The sequence below is a fragment of the Actinocorallia longicatena genome (assembly GCF_039534125.1).
GTDB classification, from domain to species: Bacteria; Actinomycetota; Actinomycetes; order Streptosporangiales; family Streptosporangiaceae; genus Actinocorallia; species Actinocorallia longicatena.
Window position 1 is genome coordinate 35,376 of sequence record NZ_BAAAUV010000032.1, and the last position, 16,768, is coordinate 52,143.

The window sequence follows — 16,768 nt, forward strand, 5'->3', positions numbered from 1 at the left end:
CGGCGAACGATAGAGAACATGCCCCGGAGGGTAGGAGTTTGATCACACTGAGTAGCGGGAGTTGTCCATGGAAGCCACAGCAGAGCTCAAAGCCGGGCAGAGCAGGAACCTCGCGCTCGCCACCTGGACGTTCGCGATCAACTTCTGGGCGTGGAACCTGATCGGGCCGCTGTCGGCGACCTACTCCAAGGATCTGGACCTGTCGGCGTCCCAGGCGGCGATGCTGGTGGCCATCCCGGTCCTGGTCGGCTCCCTCGGGCGGATCCCCGTCGGTGCGCTCACCGACCGCTACGGCGGCCGGATCATGTTCGCCGTGGTCAGTTTCCTGACGATCGTCCCGGTGGTCTTCGTGGGCTTCGCGGACTCCTATCCCGCCCTGCTCGTCGGCGGATTCGTGCTGGGCGTCGGCGGCACGGCCTTCGCGGTCGGGGTGCCGTTCTGCAACGCCTGGTACGACAAGCCCCGGCGCGGGTTCGCCACCGGAGTGTTCGGCGCGGGCATGGGCGGCACCGCGCTCTCGGCGTTCTTCACGCCCCGCCTGGCGGAGTCGATCGGGCGGGCCCAGACCCATCTGGTGATCGCGGCACTGCTGGCCGCGACCGGTGTCCTGATGCTCGTGGCCTCGCGGAACTCTCCGCTGTGGAAGGCCTCGAAGGAGAAGGTGCTGCCCCGGCTGATGGAGGTCGGGAGGATGCCCATCACCTGGAAGACGGCCTTCCTCTACGCGGTGGCCTTCGGCGGCTTCGTGGCGTTCTCGACCTACCTGCCGACCCTGCTGAAGAACGAGTACGGCTACGACCAGGTCGCGGCCGGGGTCCGGACGGCGGGCTTCTCCCTGGCCGCGGTCATCGGACGGCCGCTCGGCGGCACGCTGGCCGACCGGTTCGGAGCCCGCAGCGTGCTCATGGCCTCCTTCGCCTCGACGGCGCTGCTCGCCCTCGCCATCGGCATGGAACCCTCTCCCGAGCTACCGGCCGGGCTCACCTTCACGCTCATGGCGCTCGCTCTCGGCCTCGGCACGGGCGGGGTGTTCGCCCTCATCGGCAAGGTCGTCGAACCCGAGCGGGTGGGGAGCGTCACGGGGCTGGTCGGGGCGGCCGGCGGTCTCGGCGGCTACTTCCCGCCGCTGGTCATGGGCGCGGTCTACGGCGCGACCGGCTCCTACTTCATCGGCCTGCTGCTGCTGTCGGCCACCGCGCTGGCCGCGCTGCTGTACACCGCGACGGCCTTCCGGGAGCGCCGTCCGGCCGGCCGGCACGAGGCCCCCAGGCCCGCCGGCGGGAAGAGGTCCGAGCGGACCCGGTCCTGACAGGACCCCGACAACACGTCAGATCGGCCTGCCAGGATTACATGAGAAGTTGTCACATTCCGGCCAGGGCCGAAGATTCTGCGGGCATTGACGGCGGTTCGGCGACTCTTTACGTTCAGGGCGGCATCAAAACCGGACGAAGGAGTCGCTGATGCGCCAAACCAGACAGCTCGCCGCCGCGGTGGCCATGGCCGCCACCGCCCTCGCGGTCGGCGCCCCCGCCCACGCGGCGACGACCACCGTCAAGCGCGTCCCCGGCGGGACCGCCTACTCCGGTGCCGTGCAGGCCCTGCTGCTCGGCACCGCCACCGTGTCCACCTCGATCGGCAGCGGAAGCTGCAACAGCTCCACGATGACCGGCTCGGTCAACTCGAACGGGACGGGGCTCTCGATCGCCTCGGCCACGTTCGCCTGGACCCCCTCGCCGCCCGGCCCCGGCTGCCAGGGCTCGACCACCTCCACCGTCACGTCCCAGAACACGCCGTGGACCGGCGGGAACGTCACCTACGCACCCGTCTCCGGCGGCAGGGACGCGACCGTCACCATCGCCAACTTCAGGGTCAAGGCGGTCGTGAACCTGTTCGGCGGGATCACCTGCATCTACGGCGGGACGATCGTCGCCAACGGCTTCAACGGCACCAACCCCGCCCGCCCCGTCCCCGGCAACGGCGAGGCGCAGGCCGGCCTGAGCGGCGCCACCGTCAACAAGATCAGTTCCGGGAGCAGCTTCCTGTGCCCGGGCACCGCCACCGTCAGCGGCACCTACCAGCTCAAGGGCGAGGTCACCGCGGGCTCGGGCGTCTTCAACCAGTCCCTCCAGGTCACCGCCTGACCGTCCCGCCGACCCGACACCGGCCGGATGTGAAGCGGACCCGTCCGCGCCCACCCGACATGGGCGCGGACGGGCCGCCCCTTCAGCTTAGAAGGCGTGCCGCTCGATCTCGCTGACGAGTTCCGGCCAGACGCCGGGAGCGAACATGTGCCCCATCCGCTCGACCAGCACGTACCGCGCCCCGGGGATCTTCCGCGCCAGCGCGGCTCCCCCCGCGGGCCTGATCAGGGGGTCCTCCGCCCCGCTGATGACGAGGGTCGGCTGGGCGATGGCGCCGATCCCGCCCGCCGGGAGCTTCTCGCCGCGGCCGGCCGCGAGCTGGCGGGCCCGCGCGTCCGGGTCGGGCGTCCTGCGCCGCACCGCCTCCTCGGCGATCTCGCGCAGCCAGTCCTCGTCGAAGGGCAGGCTCCTGGCCCCGGTGAGCCGGGTGATGTCCATGAGCATCCGGACCTTCTCCGCCGGGGAGTCCCCGTACCGCTTGAAGATCAGCTTGAGCGGCCCGGGCAGGCGGACGTAGCGGAACATCCCGAAGTCGGTGCCGACCATCGGGATCGCCGACATGAGGATCAGCGACCGCACCCGCCCGGGGTACTTCAGCGCCGCGAACTGCGCCAGCCCACCGCCCATCGACAGCCCGCACAGGTGCGCCGACTCCCAGCCCAGGGCGTCCTGGACGGCCACCAGGTCGTCGATCATGTCGCCGCCGGTGTAGGCCTTCTTCCGCCCGGTGAAGTGGGTGGACAGGCCCGCGTCCCGGTGGTCGTACCTGACGACCTGGAATCCGGCTGCGACCAGGGCCTCGCAGAACCCGTCGGCCCAGCCGACCATCTGCCCGTCGAGCCCGCTGATCAGCATCAGCGGCCGCCCGCCGGGCTTCCCGAACACCTCGTAGGCGATCTCGACGTCTCCGTTGCGCGCGATCCCGCTCTCCACGACCAGCACCTCCACAGGTTTACAATGCACTTGCATGGTATCAAAAAATGCGGTCGCATTGCCAAAAGGAGCGCACGTTGCCCAAGCAGGTCGATCACGACGAACGCCGGCGGACCATCGCTGAGGCGGTCATCGAGCTGGTCACGACCGCCGGCGTCGAGGCCGCCTCCCTCCGCACGGTCGCCGCCGAGGCGGGCGTCTCGATGGGCTCGGTCCAGCACTACTTCAAGACCAAGGACGAGATGCTCCTGTTCGCCCTGGAGCACGGCAACGCCATGCTCGGCCCGCGCGTCCAGCGGCTGCTGGCCGAAGCCGGGCCGCTCTCGCTCCGCGAGACCTACCGCCTGTTCTTCACCCTGCTGCTGCCCTTCGACGAGCAGTCGCGGCGCGGCGCCCGGCTGTGGGCCGCCCTCATCGCCCGCGGCTGCGTCGACGGCCCGACCCACCGGCTGGCCTCGGACGCCTATGCCAACCTGACCGCGTTCGTCCTGCGTGAGCTCGGCAAGGTGGCCGAGGCGAAGGAGATCCCGGCGGATCTCGACCTGCCGCAGGCCGCCCGGCACCTCGTCAGCGTCGTCGAGGGACTGCGCTGGCCGCTGCTGTTCGGCGCTTTCACCCCCGAGCAGGCACTGGCCGTCCTGGACGCCCAGCTCGACCGGATCTTTCTCGGCTGAGCGCCTCGCCCCGGTCATGAGAACGGCCGTCCCGGAGATCCGGGACGGCCGTTTCGAGGCGTGCGGTCTAGCAGCCGATGAGCTGGACGGCGAGGAACTTCTCGACCTGGTCGAGGGCGATGCGCTCCTGCTTCATGGTGTCGCGCTCGCGGATCGTCACGGCATGGTCCTCGAGGGTGTCGAAGTCGACCGTGATGCAGAACGGGGTGCCGATCTCGTCCTGGCGGCGGTAGCGGCGGCCGATGGCGCCCGCGTCGTCGAAGTCGACGTTCCAGTGCTTGCGCAGCGCCGCGGCGAGGTCGCGGGCCTTCGGGCTGAGGTCGGAGTTGCGGGACAGCGGCAGCACCGCGACCTTGACGGGCGCCAGGCGCGGGTCGAGACGCAGCGAGGTCCTGGTCTCCATGACGCCCTTGGCGTTGGGGGCCTGGTCCTCGGTGTAGGCGTCCATGAGGAAGGTGAGCATGGCGCGGTCCACACCGGCCGCGGGCTCGATGACGAACGGGGTGTAGCGCTCGCCGGTCGCCTGGTCGAAGAAGTTGAGCTCCTTGCCGGAGGCGGCCGAGTGGGCCTTCAGGTCGTAGTCGGTGCGGTTGGCGATGCCCTCGAGCTCGCCCCACTCGCTGCCCTGGAAGCCGAAGCGGTACTCGATGTCGACGGTGCGCTTGGAGTAGTGCGAGAGCTTCTCGGCGGCGTGCTCGTAGAAGCGCAGGTTCTCCTCACGGATGCCCAGATCGCGGTACCAGCCCATCCGGTAGTCGATCCAGTACTGGTGCCACTCCTCGTCGGTGCCGGGCTTGACGAAGAACTCCATCTCCATCTGCTCGAACTCGCGGGTCCGGAAGATGAAGTTGCCGGGGGTGATCTCGTTGCGGAACGACTTGCCGATCTGGCCGATGCCGAACGGGACCTTGCGGCGGGCGGCGGTCTCGACGTTGTTGTAGTTGATGAAGATGCCCTGGGCGGTCTCGGGCCGCAGGTAGGCCAGGCCGGAGGCGTCCTCGACCGGGCCGAGGTAGGTCTTGAGCAGGCCGCTGAACTGGCGGGGCTCGGTGAAGGTGCCCTTGTTGCCGCAGTTCGGGCAGTTGAGGTCGGCGAGGCCGTTCTCCGGCTCCTTGCCGTTCTTCTCCTCGAACGCCTCGATGAGGTGGTCGGCGCGGAACCGCTTGTGGCAGCTCTGGCACTCGGTCAGCGGGTCGGTGAAGGTCTCGACATGGCCGCTGGCCTCCCAGACCTCGCGGTTGAGGATGACGCAGGAGTCGAGGCCGACGACGTCGTCGCGGCCCTGCACCATGGACTTCCACCACTGGCGCTTGACGTTGTTCTTCAGCTCGACGCCGAGCGGGCCGTAGTCCCAGCTCGCGCGCAGGCCCCCGTAGATCTCACTGGAGGGGAAGACGATGCCCCGCTTCTGCGAGAGCGAGACGATCTTTTCCATCACATCTGAACGGCGGGCCATGATGTTGTCTCCAGCTGAAACCCCGGTGATTGAACGGGTTTGAGTCTAGGGCACTGGGGTAGGCGACCAACGCGAATAACCCAGCGCGGCGGGTGGCGGACTCTCAGTAGACCAGACCGTCGACCATGTTGCTGTCGACGTTGAGCTTCACTCCGCCGTGTTTCTCGGTGTGTCCGCCACGGTACTGCTTGATGCGCCGGTGCGTGGCCCACCAGGTGTCGGGCAGGTAGGGGCTGCCGGTGGTGCGGGCCTTGCCGTCCCAGTGGGCGAACCAGACGGCGTTCGGCTTCTTGATGCCGGTGGCCCGGCCGAGGTCGCGGATGCCCGATCCCGCGCTGCTGTAGACGCCCGACTTGTACCTGAGTTCGTGCAGCCGCCGGGTCCAGGCGTGCAGGAAGGTCATGACGGCCGTCCGGCAGGCGGTGTCGTCGCTGTCGTAGTTCTCCATGTCGAAGTAGATCGGCTTCTTCCTGGGGATGCCGAAGTACCGGGCCCTGGCGACGGCGTCGCCCGCGGCGGCGCGGCCCTGCTCGGCCGCCTCCTTGGCCTTGAACCTGGTCCGGTAGCCGGTGCAGGGCGCCTGGAGCCCGACGTAGGTGGGGATCAGCCGGTAGCCGTACTGGCGGACGGAGCGGATCCACGAGGCGGACAGGTTGTACTGGGAGCAGCCGCGGGCGGCGCCCCCGATGTAGATGTTGGCGACCGCGTAGGCCTGGCGGAAGGCGCGCATGGTCGACAGCAGCGGCGCGGCGCAGGTGTCGAAGCCGGGCCCTGTGGCCCAGGCCCTGCGCCCGACGGTCCCGGGCTCCTCGGGCGGCGCCGCCTCGGTCCTGCCGGGCCCCGCGGACGCCGCCCGCAGGGTGCTCTCGAGCAGGTCCCTGCGCTCGCCGTAGACCCCGGTGATCCTGACCCCGGCCTCGGGGAGGTCGATCCGCGCCTCCCCCGAGGGGCCGTCCTCGATCCGCAGCGACGACAGCCGCCGCCGGGCCGCCGCCCGCCGCCGCCCGCCGTCGCTCGCGATCGGCGTCAGCTGGACGGCCTCGGTCCTGCCGACGATCCGCGCGGGACAGTCCTGCTCCCCCCGCGGGACGCCCACGTAGATGGCGTGCTCGTCGAACCGCACACAGCGGGTGGGTTCGGCCGCCAGGTCGTAGACGCGCCAGCCGGCCGGTACCGGCAGCTCGAGCCCGCCGTAGGTGACCGTGGGCCGTTCGTGCACCCGCGCCGAGGCCGCCGCCTGAAGATCGGGCGCCAGGACCGCGAGCCCCAGGAGACCGATGGACAACGCCGCGCAGCGCATGCTCTACCCCCGTGTCGATGACGCCTTGATCACCGGACACGCCGAGGGGGAAACGACGGCAGATCGATCCTTCACCCGGGCTTGACGACCTCGTAGGCACCGGCTTCGTCGATCGCGAGCGTCGAGAGGGGGATGAAGGCGAGCCTGACGTCCCAGGCGCCGAGGGCCCGGCGGTAGAAGCCGGCGCCGTCCCATTCGGTGATCAGTGCCCACAGGTCGGGCTCGTCCGCGTTGCGCCCGAGCCGCCCGTAGCGGAAGCCCGGGGAGGCCTCCAGGGCGGTCAGCACGGGGCCGATCCTGGTGAGGAAGTCGTCGGCGTCGGGGACGCGGTAGCGGGTAATCGCGATCACGCCAGCAGTGTTTCACCTTCCCCGGCCGGAGCGGCTCCGCATGTCAGGCCCCCCGCATCGCGCGTCCCGGGGTCCGGGCCTGGCACTCTGGACGGATGAGCCTGCGTGATGCGGTGGAGCGGAACAGCGCCACCCCCGTCGTCTTCCTGCACCAGCTCCCCCGGTGGGTGCTGCCCCTGACGGTGGCGGCGCTGATGCTGGTCGGCCTGGTCGTGCGCGGCCCGTGGGGCACGGTCTGCCTCACCGTCCTCGCGCTCTTCCTCGGCTGGTTCTTCTACCTGTCCTGGCCCCGGCTCGACCTGACCGAGCGGCTGCTGCGGGTGGCCGCGCTGGCGCTGCTGGTCGCCTTCGCCGCGGGTGATCTCATCTGATTTTGACAACGGTTTTCATTTTGCCCGATACTGGGCGAATGAACCGTCGTGCCCTGATCGCCGCCTCCCTCACCGCCGCCCTCCTCACCACCACCGCGGCCTGCGGGGGCGGGGCCGATTCCGCGGACGGCAGACTGCCGGTCGTCGCCTCCTTCTATCCGGTCGCCTGGCTGGCCGAGCGGATCGGCGGGGCGAACGTCTCCGTCTCGACGCTCACCAAGCCCGGCGCGGAACCCCATGACCTGGAGCTGTCGCCCCGGCAGGTGGCCCAGATCACCGACACGAAGCTCACCGTCTACGTGAAGGGCGTCCAGCCCGCGGTGGACGACGCGGTCTCCCAGCACGCCGGGGACCGCGCCCTGGACGCCGCCTCCCTGGTCAAGACCCTTCCGGCCGCCCCCGAACCGGAGGGAGAGGAAGAGGAGGAGGGCCACGCCGACGTCGCCTACGACCCGCACGTCTGGCTCGACCCGGCCCGGATGGCGGTCATCGCCACGGCGCTCGGCGACAGGCTGGCCGAGGCCGACCCGGGCCACGCCGCCGGCTACAAGGCGGACGCCGCCAAGCTGGCCTCCGAGCTGACCGCGCTGGACGGCGCCTTCGCCGGTGGCCTGAAGAACTGCACGGCCAGGGAGTTCGTCACCGCGCACTCCGCCTTCGGCTACCTCGCCGACCGCTACGGGCTGAAGCAGATCGGGATCGCGGGCATCGACCCCGAGGCCGAGCCGTCCCCCCGGCGGCTCGCCGAGCTCCGCGACGAGATCAAGCGGACCGGTGTGACCACGGTCTTCACCGAGACCCTGGTCAGTCCCAAGATCGCCCAGACGCTCGCCGACTCCGCCGGGGTCGAGACCGCGGTCCTCGACCCGGTCGAGGGCGTGCGGCCGGGCAGCTCCGACGACTACCTGACGATCCAGAACAGGAACCTGTCCGCCCTCGGGACGGCACTCGGCTGCAAGTGAGCGACAATGGAAACCATGACGGATGCCGTTTTCGAACTCCATGACGGGCATGTACGGCTCGACGGCAGGGAGATCCTCTCCGGAATCGACCTGACGATCCGCGAGGGCGAGGTCGTGGCCCTGCTCGGCGCGAACGGCTCCGGCAAGTCCACCTTGGTCAGGGCCCTGCTGGGGCTGATTCCGCTGAGCTCGGGACGGCGGGCGGTCTTCGGGTCGCCGAAGATCTCCGACTGGGGCCGGATCGGCTATGTCCCGCAGCGTCTGGAGGTCGGCGGCGGTGTGCCCTCGACCGTCCGGGAGATCGTCTCCTCGGGCAGGATCGCCCGCCAGTCCCGTTTCCGGCTCACCTCCAAGGCCGACCGGGCCGCGGTCGACCGGGCGCTGGCCGCGACCGGGATCGCCGGTCTCGCCCGGCGGAGCGCGTCGCGGCTGTCGGGCGGCCAGCAGCAGCGGGTGCTGATCGCCCGCGCCCTGGCCGGAGAGCCCGACGTCCTGATCATGGACGAGCCGCTGGCGGGCGTGGACGCCGCCAACCAGGACGCCCTGGCCTCGACCCTCGCCGGCCTCGTCGCGCAGGGGCGCACCGTCGTCCTGGTCCTGCACGAGCTCGGGCCGCTGGCCCCGCTGATCACCCGGAGCGTCGTCCTCGACCACGGCCGGGTGGTCCACCGGGGCGAGCCCCCCGAGCCGACCGGGGCCTGCGCCGAGCCGGGCCACGACCATCTCCACCCGCACGCCCCGGTGGGCGCCCCCTCCGTCTGGAAAGCCTGATGCTCGCCTACGACTTCATGCGGCGGGCCCTGCTCGCCGCGATCCTCATCGGGCTGGCCGCCCCCGCCGTGGGGACCTTCATCGTGCAGCGCAGGCTGGCGCTGCTCGGCGACGGGATCGGGCACATCGCCCTGACCGGCGTCGCGTTCGGCCTGGTCACCAGCACCTCACCGGTCCTGGGCGCGGTGATCGTCTCGGCGCTCGGCGCGATCGCGATCGAGCTGCTGCGCACCCGCGGCAGGACCGGCGGCGACGTCGCGCTGGCCCTGCTGTTCTACGGGGGCCTGGCCGGCGGCGTGCTCGTCACGAACTTCGCGCCGGGCGGCAGCACCTCGAACCTGCTGGCCTATCTGTTCGGCTCGATCAGCAGCGTCTCAGGGCAGGACCTGTGGGTGATCGGCGGGCTGGTCGCGGCCGTGCTCGCCCTGCTCGCGGTGTTCGGGCGGGAGCTGTTCCTGCTCTGCCAGGACGAGGAGGTCGCCCGCGCGTCCGGGGTGCCCGTCCGCTTCCTCAGCATGCTGCTGGCCGTCACCGCCGCCCTGACGATCGTCGTGGCGATGCGGGTGGTCGGGCTGCTGCTGGTCAGCGCCCTCATGGTGGTGCCGGTGGCGGCGTCCCAGCAGCTCACCCGCGGTTTCCGGGCGACGGCCGGGCTGGCGATGATCTTCGGTGTGCTGGCCGCGGTCGGCGGCCTGGCCGGTTCGTACCAGTTCAGCACCGGCGAGGTGAACATCTCCCCCGGGCCCGCGATCGTCATGGTCGCGCTGGGCCTGTTCGTGCTGGCCTCGCTGGGGGGACTGCTCCTGCGACGGCGGGGACCCGGACGGGTAGGGTCTGGGGCATCCGATCCCCTTCCGTCGACGGAGGCCTCCAGATGACCACTGCCAGACGCGACGCCGTACGCCGCGCCTTGGCCGTCAGCGAGGGCTTCCGCAGCGCTCAGGACATCTACGCCCTCCTCCGCGCCGAGGGTTCCAAGATCGGACTGACGACCGTCTACCGCGCCCTCCAGGCCCTGTCCGACGCCGGTGAGGTCGACGTCCTGCGGACCGACGAGGGCGAGGCCGTCTACCGGGCCTGCACGACCGGCGACCACCACCACCATCTGGTCTGCCGCTCCTGCGGGAAGACGGTCGAGGTGGCGGGTCCCGCGGTGGAGCGATGGGCCGACCAGGTCGGCGCGGAGCACGGTTTCACGGACATGACCCACACTCTGGAGATCTTCGGCACCTGCGCGGACTGCGCGGCCGCGAAGGCCTGAGCCGGGGAACGCGAAAGGGCGGCGAGCCTTTGCTCGCCGCCCTTTCCCCGTCCTGTCCGAGGGACCGGAGAATTCTTATATACGCCTTACAGGGGCTGAGGGTTGCCCTTCTTGCCCGCGCCCTTGCCCCACTCGAGGACCTCCCACTTGAGTCCCTTGATGTGGCCCTCGCTGGAGCCGGCGTTGTACTTGCTCTTCGGGGTCTTCCCGTCGAGCAGGTAACGGAAAGTGTAGGTGTCGAGGTCGAGCATGACGCCCCTGTGGGACGGGCTGCCCGGGCCGCGGTCGCCCACGAAGCCGGTAATGGAACGGCCGTTGGCGGAGACCTTCACCTTGGTGCCGAGCGGCCAGCTCGGGGAGGCGAACAGGCCCTTCTGCATGGCCCTGCCACTGGCGGGGGCGCCGGTGTCGCCGTTGATGCCGGAACCGTCGTCCCAGAAGTAGGAGGCGGTGGTGGAGCCGGACAGCAGGGCCTTGGTCCTGGCGACCTGCTTCTTCGCGCCGGCCTCCTGCTTCTTGGCGGCGGAGGCGCCGGCCTTGGGGGCGACGGCGGCCTTCTTCGGAGCGCCGGCGGCGTCCGTGGCCTGGGAGACGTCATGGGAGTTCGCCACGAGTCCCGCGGTGAGCGCGGCCACGAGGGTGGCGCTACCGGCGACGGACAGGGTGAGGGCTCGCTTCTGCACGGAAATCCTTTGTTCTGCGGACAGGACAGGCCCGTCAAGGCGCGGGAAAACCCGGGGGCGCCATGAGAGAGACGGGGCCTTGCGCAGCCATACGCGCTTGGCGCGGTGCGCTGACGCGACTTCGAGTCGCAAACCAACTTGGGACGAGAGAGATCAGTTCTGAGGCGCTCTCGCCTGGATAACCGTCAGTTAACCCGACGCGTCAAGGAATGCCAAACCAGAGCTTGACCAACCGTATGCGAACGGTCGTTCAAACCCTTGCCGGCCAAGGGCTTTACACAAAGAAAACCGCCCCGGCAAAGTTTTGCCGGGGCGGTGAACGACAGGTATGTAATTAGAGGGTCGGCAGTTTCGGGCCGAGATCGCTGGTCGAGGCCACGATGCTGCAGAGCACGCGGTTGGAGCCGGAGCTCTTCCAGCCGACGGCGTCATTGGAGAAGTAGGCGATCCCGAAATTGGGGTCCCTCTTCTCCAGCGCCCGGTAGCTGGCCGGGTTCTTCTGCGCCCACGCCTTGCCCTTGCTCTGGCAGCGGTCGAGGATCGTCTTGCTGAGCGGGTAGGAGCCGGTCATCGTGAACTCGGCGAACACCTCGGCGTTGTGCGGCTGCGCGCACGGGATCGCCTTGACCTCGCGGACGGTCTGGGACGTGTCGCCCTGGCCGAGGGTGTTCTTGTAGCAGTCGCCGACCCGCAGGCTCATCGGGTCGAACTGGCCGGCCTTGGTGATCCCCTTGTCCTTGTCCCGGTCGGGGTCGTCGAGGCCGTCGAGGCCCTTGACCGCCGCGTTGCCGCCGAGGCTGAGCGCGACCTTGATCACGATGCCGACGACGATCAGGCCGGCGATGCCGAGGCAGCCCACGAGCTTGCTCTTCCCGCCACCACCGCCGTGCGAGCCCTGCGGCGGGGGCGGGAAGCCACCGGCCTGCTGCTGGAAGGGGTCGCCCCCGGGGAAGGGCGGCGGCGTCTGCGGGGGCGGGAAGCCGCCCTGCTGGCCCTGATGGGCCGGGGGCGGCGGGTATCCGCCGGGCTGCCCCTGCTGAGGCTGACCGTACGGCTGCGGCTGCCCATACGGCGAAGCGGGCTGCTGCTGGCCGTAGGGGTCAAAAGGCGGGGGCTGCGAACCCGGTGGGGGGTAGCTCATGGTCGCGCACAATATCGACTAAGGCTGACATTTCCCAACATGGACGCCGCGCTCCGACTCATGGCATAAAAGACCACTTACCGAGAGGTGGTCCCCCCATGCGCAAGCGCGCCACCGTCACCACGGCCGTTCTCGCGGCCGCCGCCGTCACCACGCCCCTCGCCGCTCCCGCCGCGTCCGCGGCTCCGAAGGACGAACTCCAGGTCATCGCCGTCGCCGAGGACCGCGACGGGACGACCCACACCCGGCTGGCCCGGATCTTCGACGGCCTGCCCGTCCTCGGCGGCGACCAGATCGAGCACCGCTCCCCCGGCGGCCGGAAGGCCGTCAGCAGGACGATCGCGGACGCCCCCCGCCGGACCGCCCGCAAGATCGGCTCCGACGCGGCGGCCGGGATCGCGGGCTCCTCCGGCGGCGGGCAGGCCGACCCCGGCTCCGGACGCCTGGTCTACGAGGCCCGCACGGCCGACCACAGGCCCCGGCTGGCCTGGCGCTGGCTGGTCGGCGGCCTGAAGCCCGACGGCACCCCCAGCCGGTCCTGGGTCTCGATCGACGCCGCCACCGGGAAGATCCTCCTGAGCGAGGAGACGATCATGACCGAGACGGGCGACGGCGCCTCCCTGTACGGCGGCACGGTCCCCCTGGAGACCACCAAGAGCGGAAGCACGTTCCAGCTCAAGGACGCCTCCCGCGGCGGCACCTACACCGGCGACTCGGCGAACCAGACCGACTTCTGCCTGTGGATCTTCTGCTTCTGGCGGGCGCCGTCCACGGTCTTCACCGACGCCGACAACCACTGGGGCACCGGCGCCACCGCCGACAAGGCCACGGTCGCCGTCGACGCCCAGTACGGCACCGCCGTCACCTGGGACTTCTACAAGACCTTCTTCGGCCGCAACGGCATCAAGAACGACGGCAAGGGCTCCTACAACCGGGTCCACTACGGCAGCGGCTACGCCAACGCCTTCTGGGACGACTCCTGCTTCTGCATGACCTACGGCGACGGCGACGGCACCAAGCTCGGCCCCCTCACCAGCCTGGACGTCGCCGGCCACGAGATGAGCCACGGCGTGACCTCCGCCACGGCGAACCTGACCTACAGCGGCGAGTCCGGCGGGCTCAACGAGGCGACCTCCGACATCTTCGGCTCGTCGGTGGAGTTCTTCGCGGGCAACGCCGCCGACCCGGGCGACTACCTGATCGGCGAGAAGGTCGTCCGGCCGGGCTTCGGCGGCACGGCCCTGCGCTACATGGACCGGCCCAGCAGGGACGGCCGATCGCCCGACTACTGGTCCTCCAGCCTCGCCGGGCTCGACGTCCACTACTCCTCGGGCGTCGCCAACCACTTCTTCTACCTGCTGGCCGAGGGCAGCGGAGCGAAGACGATCAGCGGGGTGGCCTACGACAGCCCGACCTTCGACGGTGCGGCCGTGACGGGCATCGGCCGCGACCAGGCCGTCCGGATCTGGTACCGCGCCCTCACGACCTACATGACGTCCGGGACGTCCTACGCCGCGGCCCGCACCGCCACCCTGAACGCCGCCCGCGACCTGTACGGCGACGGAAGCGCCCAGCAGCAGGCGGTGGCCGCCGCCTGGAAGGCCGTGAACGTCAAGTGATCCGGTTTGACAGACTTTTCCTACAGGTTTAGTCTGAAATTGCCTTTCACCGCTCCGCTCTCACGGCGCGCGAGCGGAGCGGTGAAGGCGGCTCTCAGCCGGACGGCACGGGGTTGGGCACGGCCCCCCCGTAGCGCCGGTCCCGCGAGGCGTAGAGCTCACAGGCGTACCAGAGGTGGCGACGGTCGAAGTCGGGCCACAGGGTGTCCTGGAAGACCATCTCGGCGTAGGCGGACTGCCAGATCAGGTAGTTCGACGTCCGCTCCTCCCCCGACGGCCGCAGGAACAGGTCCACGTCCGGGACCGAGGGCTGGTACAGGTACCGGGCGAAGACCTTCTCGGTGATCTTCTCGGGGTTCAGCCTCCCGGCGGCGACGTCCCTGGCGATGGCCTGCGCGGCGTCGGCGATCTCCGCCCGGCCGCCGTAGTTCACGCAGAACTGGAGCGTCAGCACGTCGTTGTCCACGGTCATGGCCTCGGCGTCCTGCAGCTCCTTGATCACCGAACGCCACAGCTTCGGGGTGCGCCCCGCCCACACGACCCGGACGCCCATCTCGTTGAGCTGGTCGCGGCGGCGGCGGATGACGTCGCGGTTGAAGCCCATGAGGAAGCGGACCTCCTCCGGCGAGCGCCGCCAGTTCTCGGTGGAGAAGGCGTAGGTCGACAGGTAGGGCACGCCCAGCTCGATGGCGCCCTCGATCACGTCGAAGAGGGAGAACTCGCCCATCTTGTGGCCCTCGGTCCTGGGCAGGCCGCGTTCCTTGGCCCAGCGGCCGTTGCCGTCCATGACGATGGCGACGTGCTTAGGGACCAGTTCCCTGGGCAGTTCCGGCGGCTTCGCTCCGCTCGGGTGAGGATCCGGGGCGCGGAACTTCACTGGTGAACCCTCTTTCTCTTTCGACATGCCGCAGCGACCTGATGCCGTGCTCCAGATGCCACTGCAGGTAGGCGGCCACGAGACCGCTGCACTCTACGCGGTTGCGCTCGTCACTGATGTCCGCGAGATCCCATTCGCCCCGCAGCAGGGCCATCATGAGCGCGAAGGTCTCGGGCGCCGGGGTGGCCGAGCCCGGCACCTTGCAGGCCAGGCAGATCGCGCCGCCCGCCGCGATCGAGAACCACCGGATCCCGGCCCTGCCGCCGCAGCGGGCGCACTCGTCCAGGGCGGGCGCCCAGCCGGCGATCGACAGCGAGCGCAGCAGGAAGGCGTCCAGGACCAGGCGGGGCTCGTGCGAGCGGTCGCCGAGGGTGCGCAGGCCGCCCACCAGCAGCAGGAACTGCCGCAGGGCCGGTTCGCGCTCCTCGGCGGTGAGCTTCTCGGCCGTCTCCAGCATGGCCACGCCCGCCGTGTAGCGCGGGTAGTCGGTGACCAGGGGCTCGCCGTAGGGGCGGATGGTCTCGGCCTGGGAGATCAGGTCCAGCGACCGGCGCTCGTAGAGCTGGAGATCCACATGGGTGAACGGCTCCAGCCGGGCCCCGAACCGCGACTTCGTCTTCCGCACGCCCTTGGCGACGGCCCGGATCCGGCCCGTCCGCCTGGTCAGGATCGTAACGATACGGTCTGCTTCGCCCAGCTTGTGGGTGCGCAGGACGATGCCCTCGTCCCTGTAGATCGTCACAGGGACATTCTCCCGCATATACGGGCGGCGACCAGATCCGGACCGCGCGTACGGCGGTTCCTGTGGCCGGAATCACCTCGCCGTGGCAACGTTGAGCCCATGAGATGCACGATCGTCCCCCCTCACATCCTGGAGCGGGTCGTCGAGCGCACCGACGATCCCGCCCTCCGCGCCCGAGCGCTCCGCAATCTGCAGATCGACTCCTTCACCCGCACCGGCAGACGGCTCTCGCCCTCCGGTCCGGCGGGCAACGGAGTCCGTGACGAGCCGAACCGGACGATCAAGGACGCCGGGCACCGGGAGGACCTGCCCGGTGACACCGTCCGGATCGAGGGCGGAGACCCGACCGGCGACGCCACGGCCGATCGTGCCTACGACTGGCTGGGCGTCACCTTCAGGTTCTACGAGGACGTCTACGACCGCAACTCGATCGACAACGCCGGGATGTCGATGATCTCGACCGTCCACTACGGCACCGGGTACGACAACGCCTTCTGGAACGGCGAGCAGATGGTCTACGGGGACGGCGACGGCGTCCTGTTCACCGATTTCACCGGCCCGCTCGACGTCACCGGGCACGAGCTCACCCACGGCGTCACCCAGCACACGGCCGGCCTCGCCTACTACGGCCAGTCGGGGGCGCTCAACGAGTCCATGTCCGACGTCTTCGGCTCGCTGATCAAGCAGTACCACCTGGGCCACACCGCCGACCAGGCCGACTGGCTGATCGGCGAGGGTCTCCTGGCCCCCTCCGTCAACGGTGTCGCCCTGCGGTCCATGAAGGCCCCGGGCACCGCCTACGACGACCCCGAGCTGGGCAAGGATCCCCAGCCCGACAACATGTCCGACTATGTCAGGACCCACAGCGACAACGGCGGGGTCCACATCAACTCCGGCATCCCCAACAAGGCCTTCTACCTGGCCTCGGTCGAGCTCGGCGGCAGCTCGTGGGAGCGGGCGGGCCAGATCTGGTTCGACACCCTCACCGGGGGCGAGGTCTTCCCCGACGCGAACTTCGAGGACTTCGCCGCGGTGACCCTCAAGGCGGCCGCCAACCGCTATGGAGCGGGGTCCGCGGAACACTCGGCGGTGCAGAACGCTTGGTCGGGGGTAGGCGTAAGGACATGAAAGTCACCGTGGTCCGATCCGGCGGGTTCGCCGGGATCATGCGCCGCGGCGAGGCCGACACCGCGGGGGACCCGGTCCTCCGCTCGCTCGTCGCGCGCGTCGATCTGACCTCGGCCCCCTCCTCCAGGGGGCCCGTCCCGGACCAGTTCGTCTACGAGATAGGCATCGACGGCCGTGAGATCACGGTCGGCGATTCCCAGCTCAACGGGGCCCTGCGCGAGCTGGTCCACCATGTGCTGAGACACGACTGACGGGCTTCGGCACAGCGAAGACCCCCGCCCCGAGATCGTCGGGTGCGGGGGTCTTCGTACGGGCACATGCGGCGGTTCGCGCCCCCGTGACCGGGCTCTGGGGTCCCG

19 protein-coding genes are annotated in these 16,768 nt (G+C 70.1%); 11 read left to right on the top strand and 8 right to left on the bottom strand.

What is annotated here, in order from left to right; all coding sequences use genetic code 11:
* Positions 1 to 67: 67 nt before the first annotated feature.
* A complete protein-coding gene (locus ABD785_RS35880) occupies positions 68 to 1,309 on the top strand; it encodes an MFS transporter (protein ID WP_344837668.1) in 1,242 nt (413 codons plus the stop codon).
* 151 nt (positions 1,310 to 1,460) lie between these two features.
* Positions 1,461 to 2,141 carry a hypothetical protein gene (locus ABD785_RS35885; protein ID WP_344837670.1) on the top strand — a complete coding sequence of 227 codons (681 nt, stop codon included), beginning with the start codon at positions 1,461 to 1,463 and terminating at the stop codon, positions 2,139 to 2,141.
* An 87-nt stretch (positions 2,142 to 2,228) separates the two neighbouring features.
* On the opposite strand, the gene ABD785_RS35890 is transcribed toward ABD785_RS35885, so the two are convergent.
* Positions 2,229 to 3,089, bottom strand: a complete 861-nt coding sequence (locus tag ABD785_RS35890; protein WP_344837672.1) for an alpha/beta fold hydrolase — start codon at positions 3,087 to 3,089, stop codon at positions 2,229 to 2,231.
* 62 nt (positions 3,090 to 3,151) lie between these two features.
* On the opposite strand from ABD785_RS35890, the gene ABD785_RS35895 reads away from it, so the two are divergent.
* Entirely contained in the window at positions 3,152 to 3,748 is a 597-nt protein-coding gene (locus ABD785_RS35895; RefSeq protein WP_344837674.1) for a TetR/AcrR family transcriptional regulator, read from the top strand.
* Positions 3,749 to 3,815: 67 nt separating this feature from the next.
* Here ABD785_RS35895 and ABD785_RS35900 read toward each other — a convergent pair whose 3' ends face one another.
* The 3 genes from ABD785_RS35900 to ABD785_RS35910 form a co-directional block, all read right to left on the bottom strand.
* The gene (locus ABD785_RS35900; RefSeq protein WP_425547863.1) at positions 3,816 to 5,183 is read right to left on the bottom strand and encodes a glycine--tRNA ligase; all 1,368 of its coding nucleotides are present in this window, start codon (positions 5,181 to 5,183) and stop codon (positions 3,816 to 3,818) included.
* A gap of 124 nt (positions 5,184 to 5,307) precedes the next feature.
* On the bottom strand, positions 5,308 to 6,489 hold the full coding sequence (locus tag ABD785_RS35905; RefSeq protein WP_344837678.1) for a glycoside hydrolase domain-containing protein: 1,182 nt from the start codon (positions 6,487 to 6,489) through the stop codon (positions 5,308 to 5,310).
* Between the two features lie 86 nt (positions 6,490 to 6,575).
* A complete protein-coding gene (locus ABD785_RS35910) occupies positions 6,576 to 6,854 on the bottom strand; it encodes an antibiotic biosynthesis monooxygenase family protein (RefSeq protein WP_344837681.1) in 279 nt (92 codons plus the stop codon).
* Positions 6,855 to 6,910: 56 nt separating this feature from the next.
* Between ABD785_RS35910 and ABD785_RS35915 the strand changes: the two genes are divergently transcribed.
* From ABD785_RS35915 to ABD785_RS35935, 5 genes are read left to right on the top strand one after another with little or no spacing between them, the layout of a single operon-like run.
* Complete coding sequence (locus tag ABD785_RS35915) at positions 6,911 to 7,225, top strand: DUF6703 family protein (protein WP_344837746.1); 315 nt, start codon at positions 6,911 to 6,913, stop codon at positions 7,223 to 7,225.
* Positions 7,226 to 7,263: 38 nt separating this feature from the next.
* On the top strand, positions 7,264 to 8,187 hold the full coding sequence (locus tag ABD785_RS35920) for a metal ABC transporter substrate-binding protein (protein ID WP_344837684.1): 924 nt from the start codon (positions 7,264 to 7,266) through the stop codon (positions 8,185 to 8,187).
* 6 nt (positions 8,188 to 8,193) lie between these two features.
* Positions 8,194 to 8,958 (top strand): metal ABC transporter ATP-binding protein, encoded by a 765-nt coding sequence (locus ABD785_RS35925; RefSeq protein WP_425547862.1) that lies wholly within the window; start codon positions 8,194 to 8,196, stop codon positions 8,956 to 8,958.
* The gene (locus tag ABD785_RS35930; protein ID WP_344837690.1) at positions 8,958 to 9,836 is read left to right on the top strand and encodes a metal ABC transporter permease; all 879 of its coding nucleotides are present in this window, start codon (positions 8,958 to 8,960) and stop codon (positions 9,834 to 9,836) included. Before ABD785_RS35925 ends, ABD785_RS35930 begins: the two co-directional genes overlap by 1 nt.
* A complete protein-coding gene (locus ABD785_RS35935; RefSeq protein ID WP_344837693.1) occupies positions 9,833 to 10,219 on the top strand; it encodes a Fur family transcriptional regulator in 387 nt (128 codons plus the stop codon). The genes ABD785_RS35930 and ABD785_RS35935 overlap by 4 nt, the downstream gene beginning before the upstream one ends.
* An 86-nt stretch (positions 10,220 to 10,305) precedes the next feature.
* On the opposite strand, the gene ABD785_RS35940 is transcribed toward ABD785_RS35935, so the two are convergent.
* Together ABD785_RS35940 and ABD785_RS35945 are read right to left on the bottom strand one after the other, a co-directional pair.
* Positions 10,306 to 10,902 carry a hypothetical protein gene (locus ABD785_RS35940; RefSeq protein ID WP_344837695.1) on the bottom strand — a complete coding sequence of 199 codons (597 nt, stop codon included), beginning with the start codon at positions 10,900 to 10,902 and terminating at the stop codon, positions 10,306 to 10,308.
* 334 nt (positions 10,903 to 11,236) lie between these two features.
* A complete protein-coding gene (locus ABD785_RS35945; RefSeq protein WP_344837697.1) occupies positions 11,237 to 12,043 on the bottom strand; it encodes a hypothetical protein in 807 nt (268 codons plus the stop codon).
* A 98-nt stretch (positions 12,044 to 12,141) separates the two neighbouring features.
* On the opposite strand from ABD785_RS35945, the gene ABD785_RS35950 reads away from it, so the two are divergent.
* The gene (locus tag ABD785_RS35950) at positions 12,142 to 13,662 is read left to right on the top strand and encodes a M4 family metallopeptidase (RefSeq protein ID WP_344837699.1); all 1,521 of its coding nucleotides are present in this window, start codon (positions 12,142 to 12,144) and stop codon (positions 13,660 to 13,662) included.
* Between the two features lie 94 nt (positions 13,663 to 13,756).
* Here the strand turns inward: ABD785_RS35950 and ABD785_RS35955 are convergent, their stop codons facing one another.
* Positions 13,757 to 14,539 carry an isoprenyl transferase gene (locus tag ABD785_RS35955; RefSeq protein WP_344837702.1) on the bottom strand — a complete coding sequence of 261 codons (783 nt, stop codon included), beginning with the start codon at positions 14,537 to 14,539 and terminating at the stop codon, positions 13,757 to 13,759.
* Positions 14,466 to 15,281, bottom strand: coding sequence for a DNA repair protein RecO (gene recO / locus ABD785_RS35960; protein ID WP_344837704.1), 816 nt, complete (start codon positions 15,279 to 15,281; stop codon positions 14,466 to 14,468). The genes ABD785_RS35955 and recO overlap by 74 nt, the downstream gene beginning before the upstream one ends.
* Before the next feature lie 99 nt (positions 15,282 to 15,380).
* Here recO and ABD785_RS35965 point away from each other — a divergent pair, with 99 nt between their 5' ends.
* The gene (locus ABD785_RS35965; RefSeq protein WP_344837707.1) at positions 15,381 to 16,409 is read left to right on the top strand and encodes a M4 family metallopeptidase; all 1,029 of its coding nucleotides are present in this window, start codon (positions 15,381 to 15,383) and stop codon (positions 16,407 to 16,409) included.
* The gene (locus tag ABD785_RS35970) at positions 16,406 to 16,660 is read left to right on the top strand and encodes a protealysin inhibitor emfourin (RefSeq protein ID WP_344837708.1); all 255 of its coding nucleotides are present in this window, start codon (positions 16,406 to 16,408) and stop codon (positions 16,658 to 16,660) included. Before ABD785_RS35965 ends, ABD785_RS35970 begins: the two co-directional genes overlap by 4 nt.
* Positions 16,661 to 16,768 lie beyond the last annotated feature (108 nt).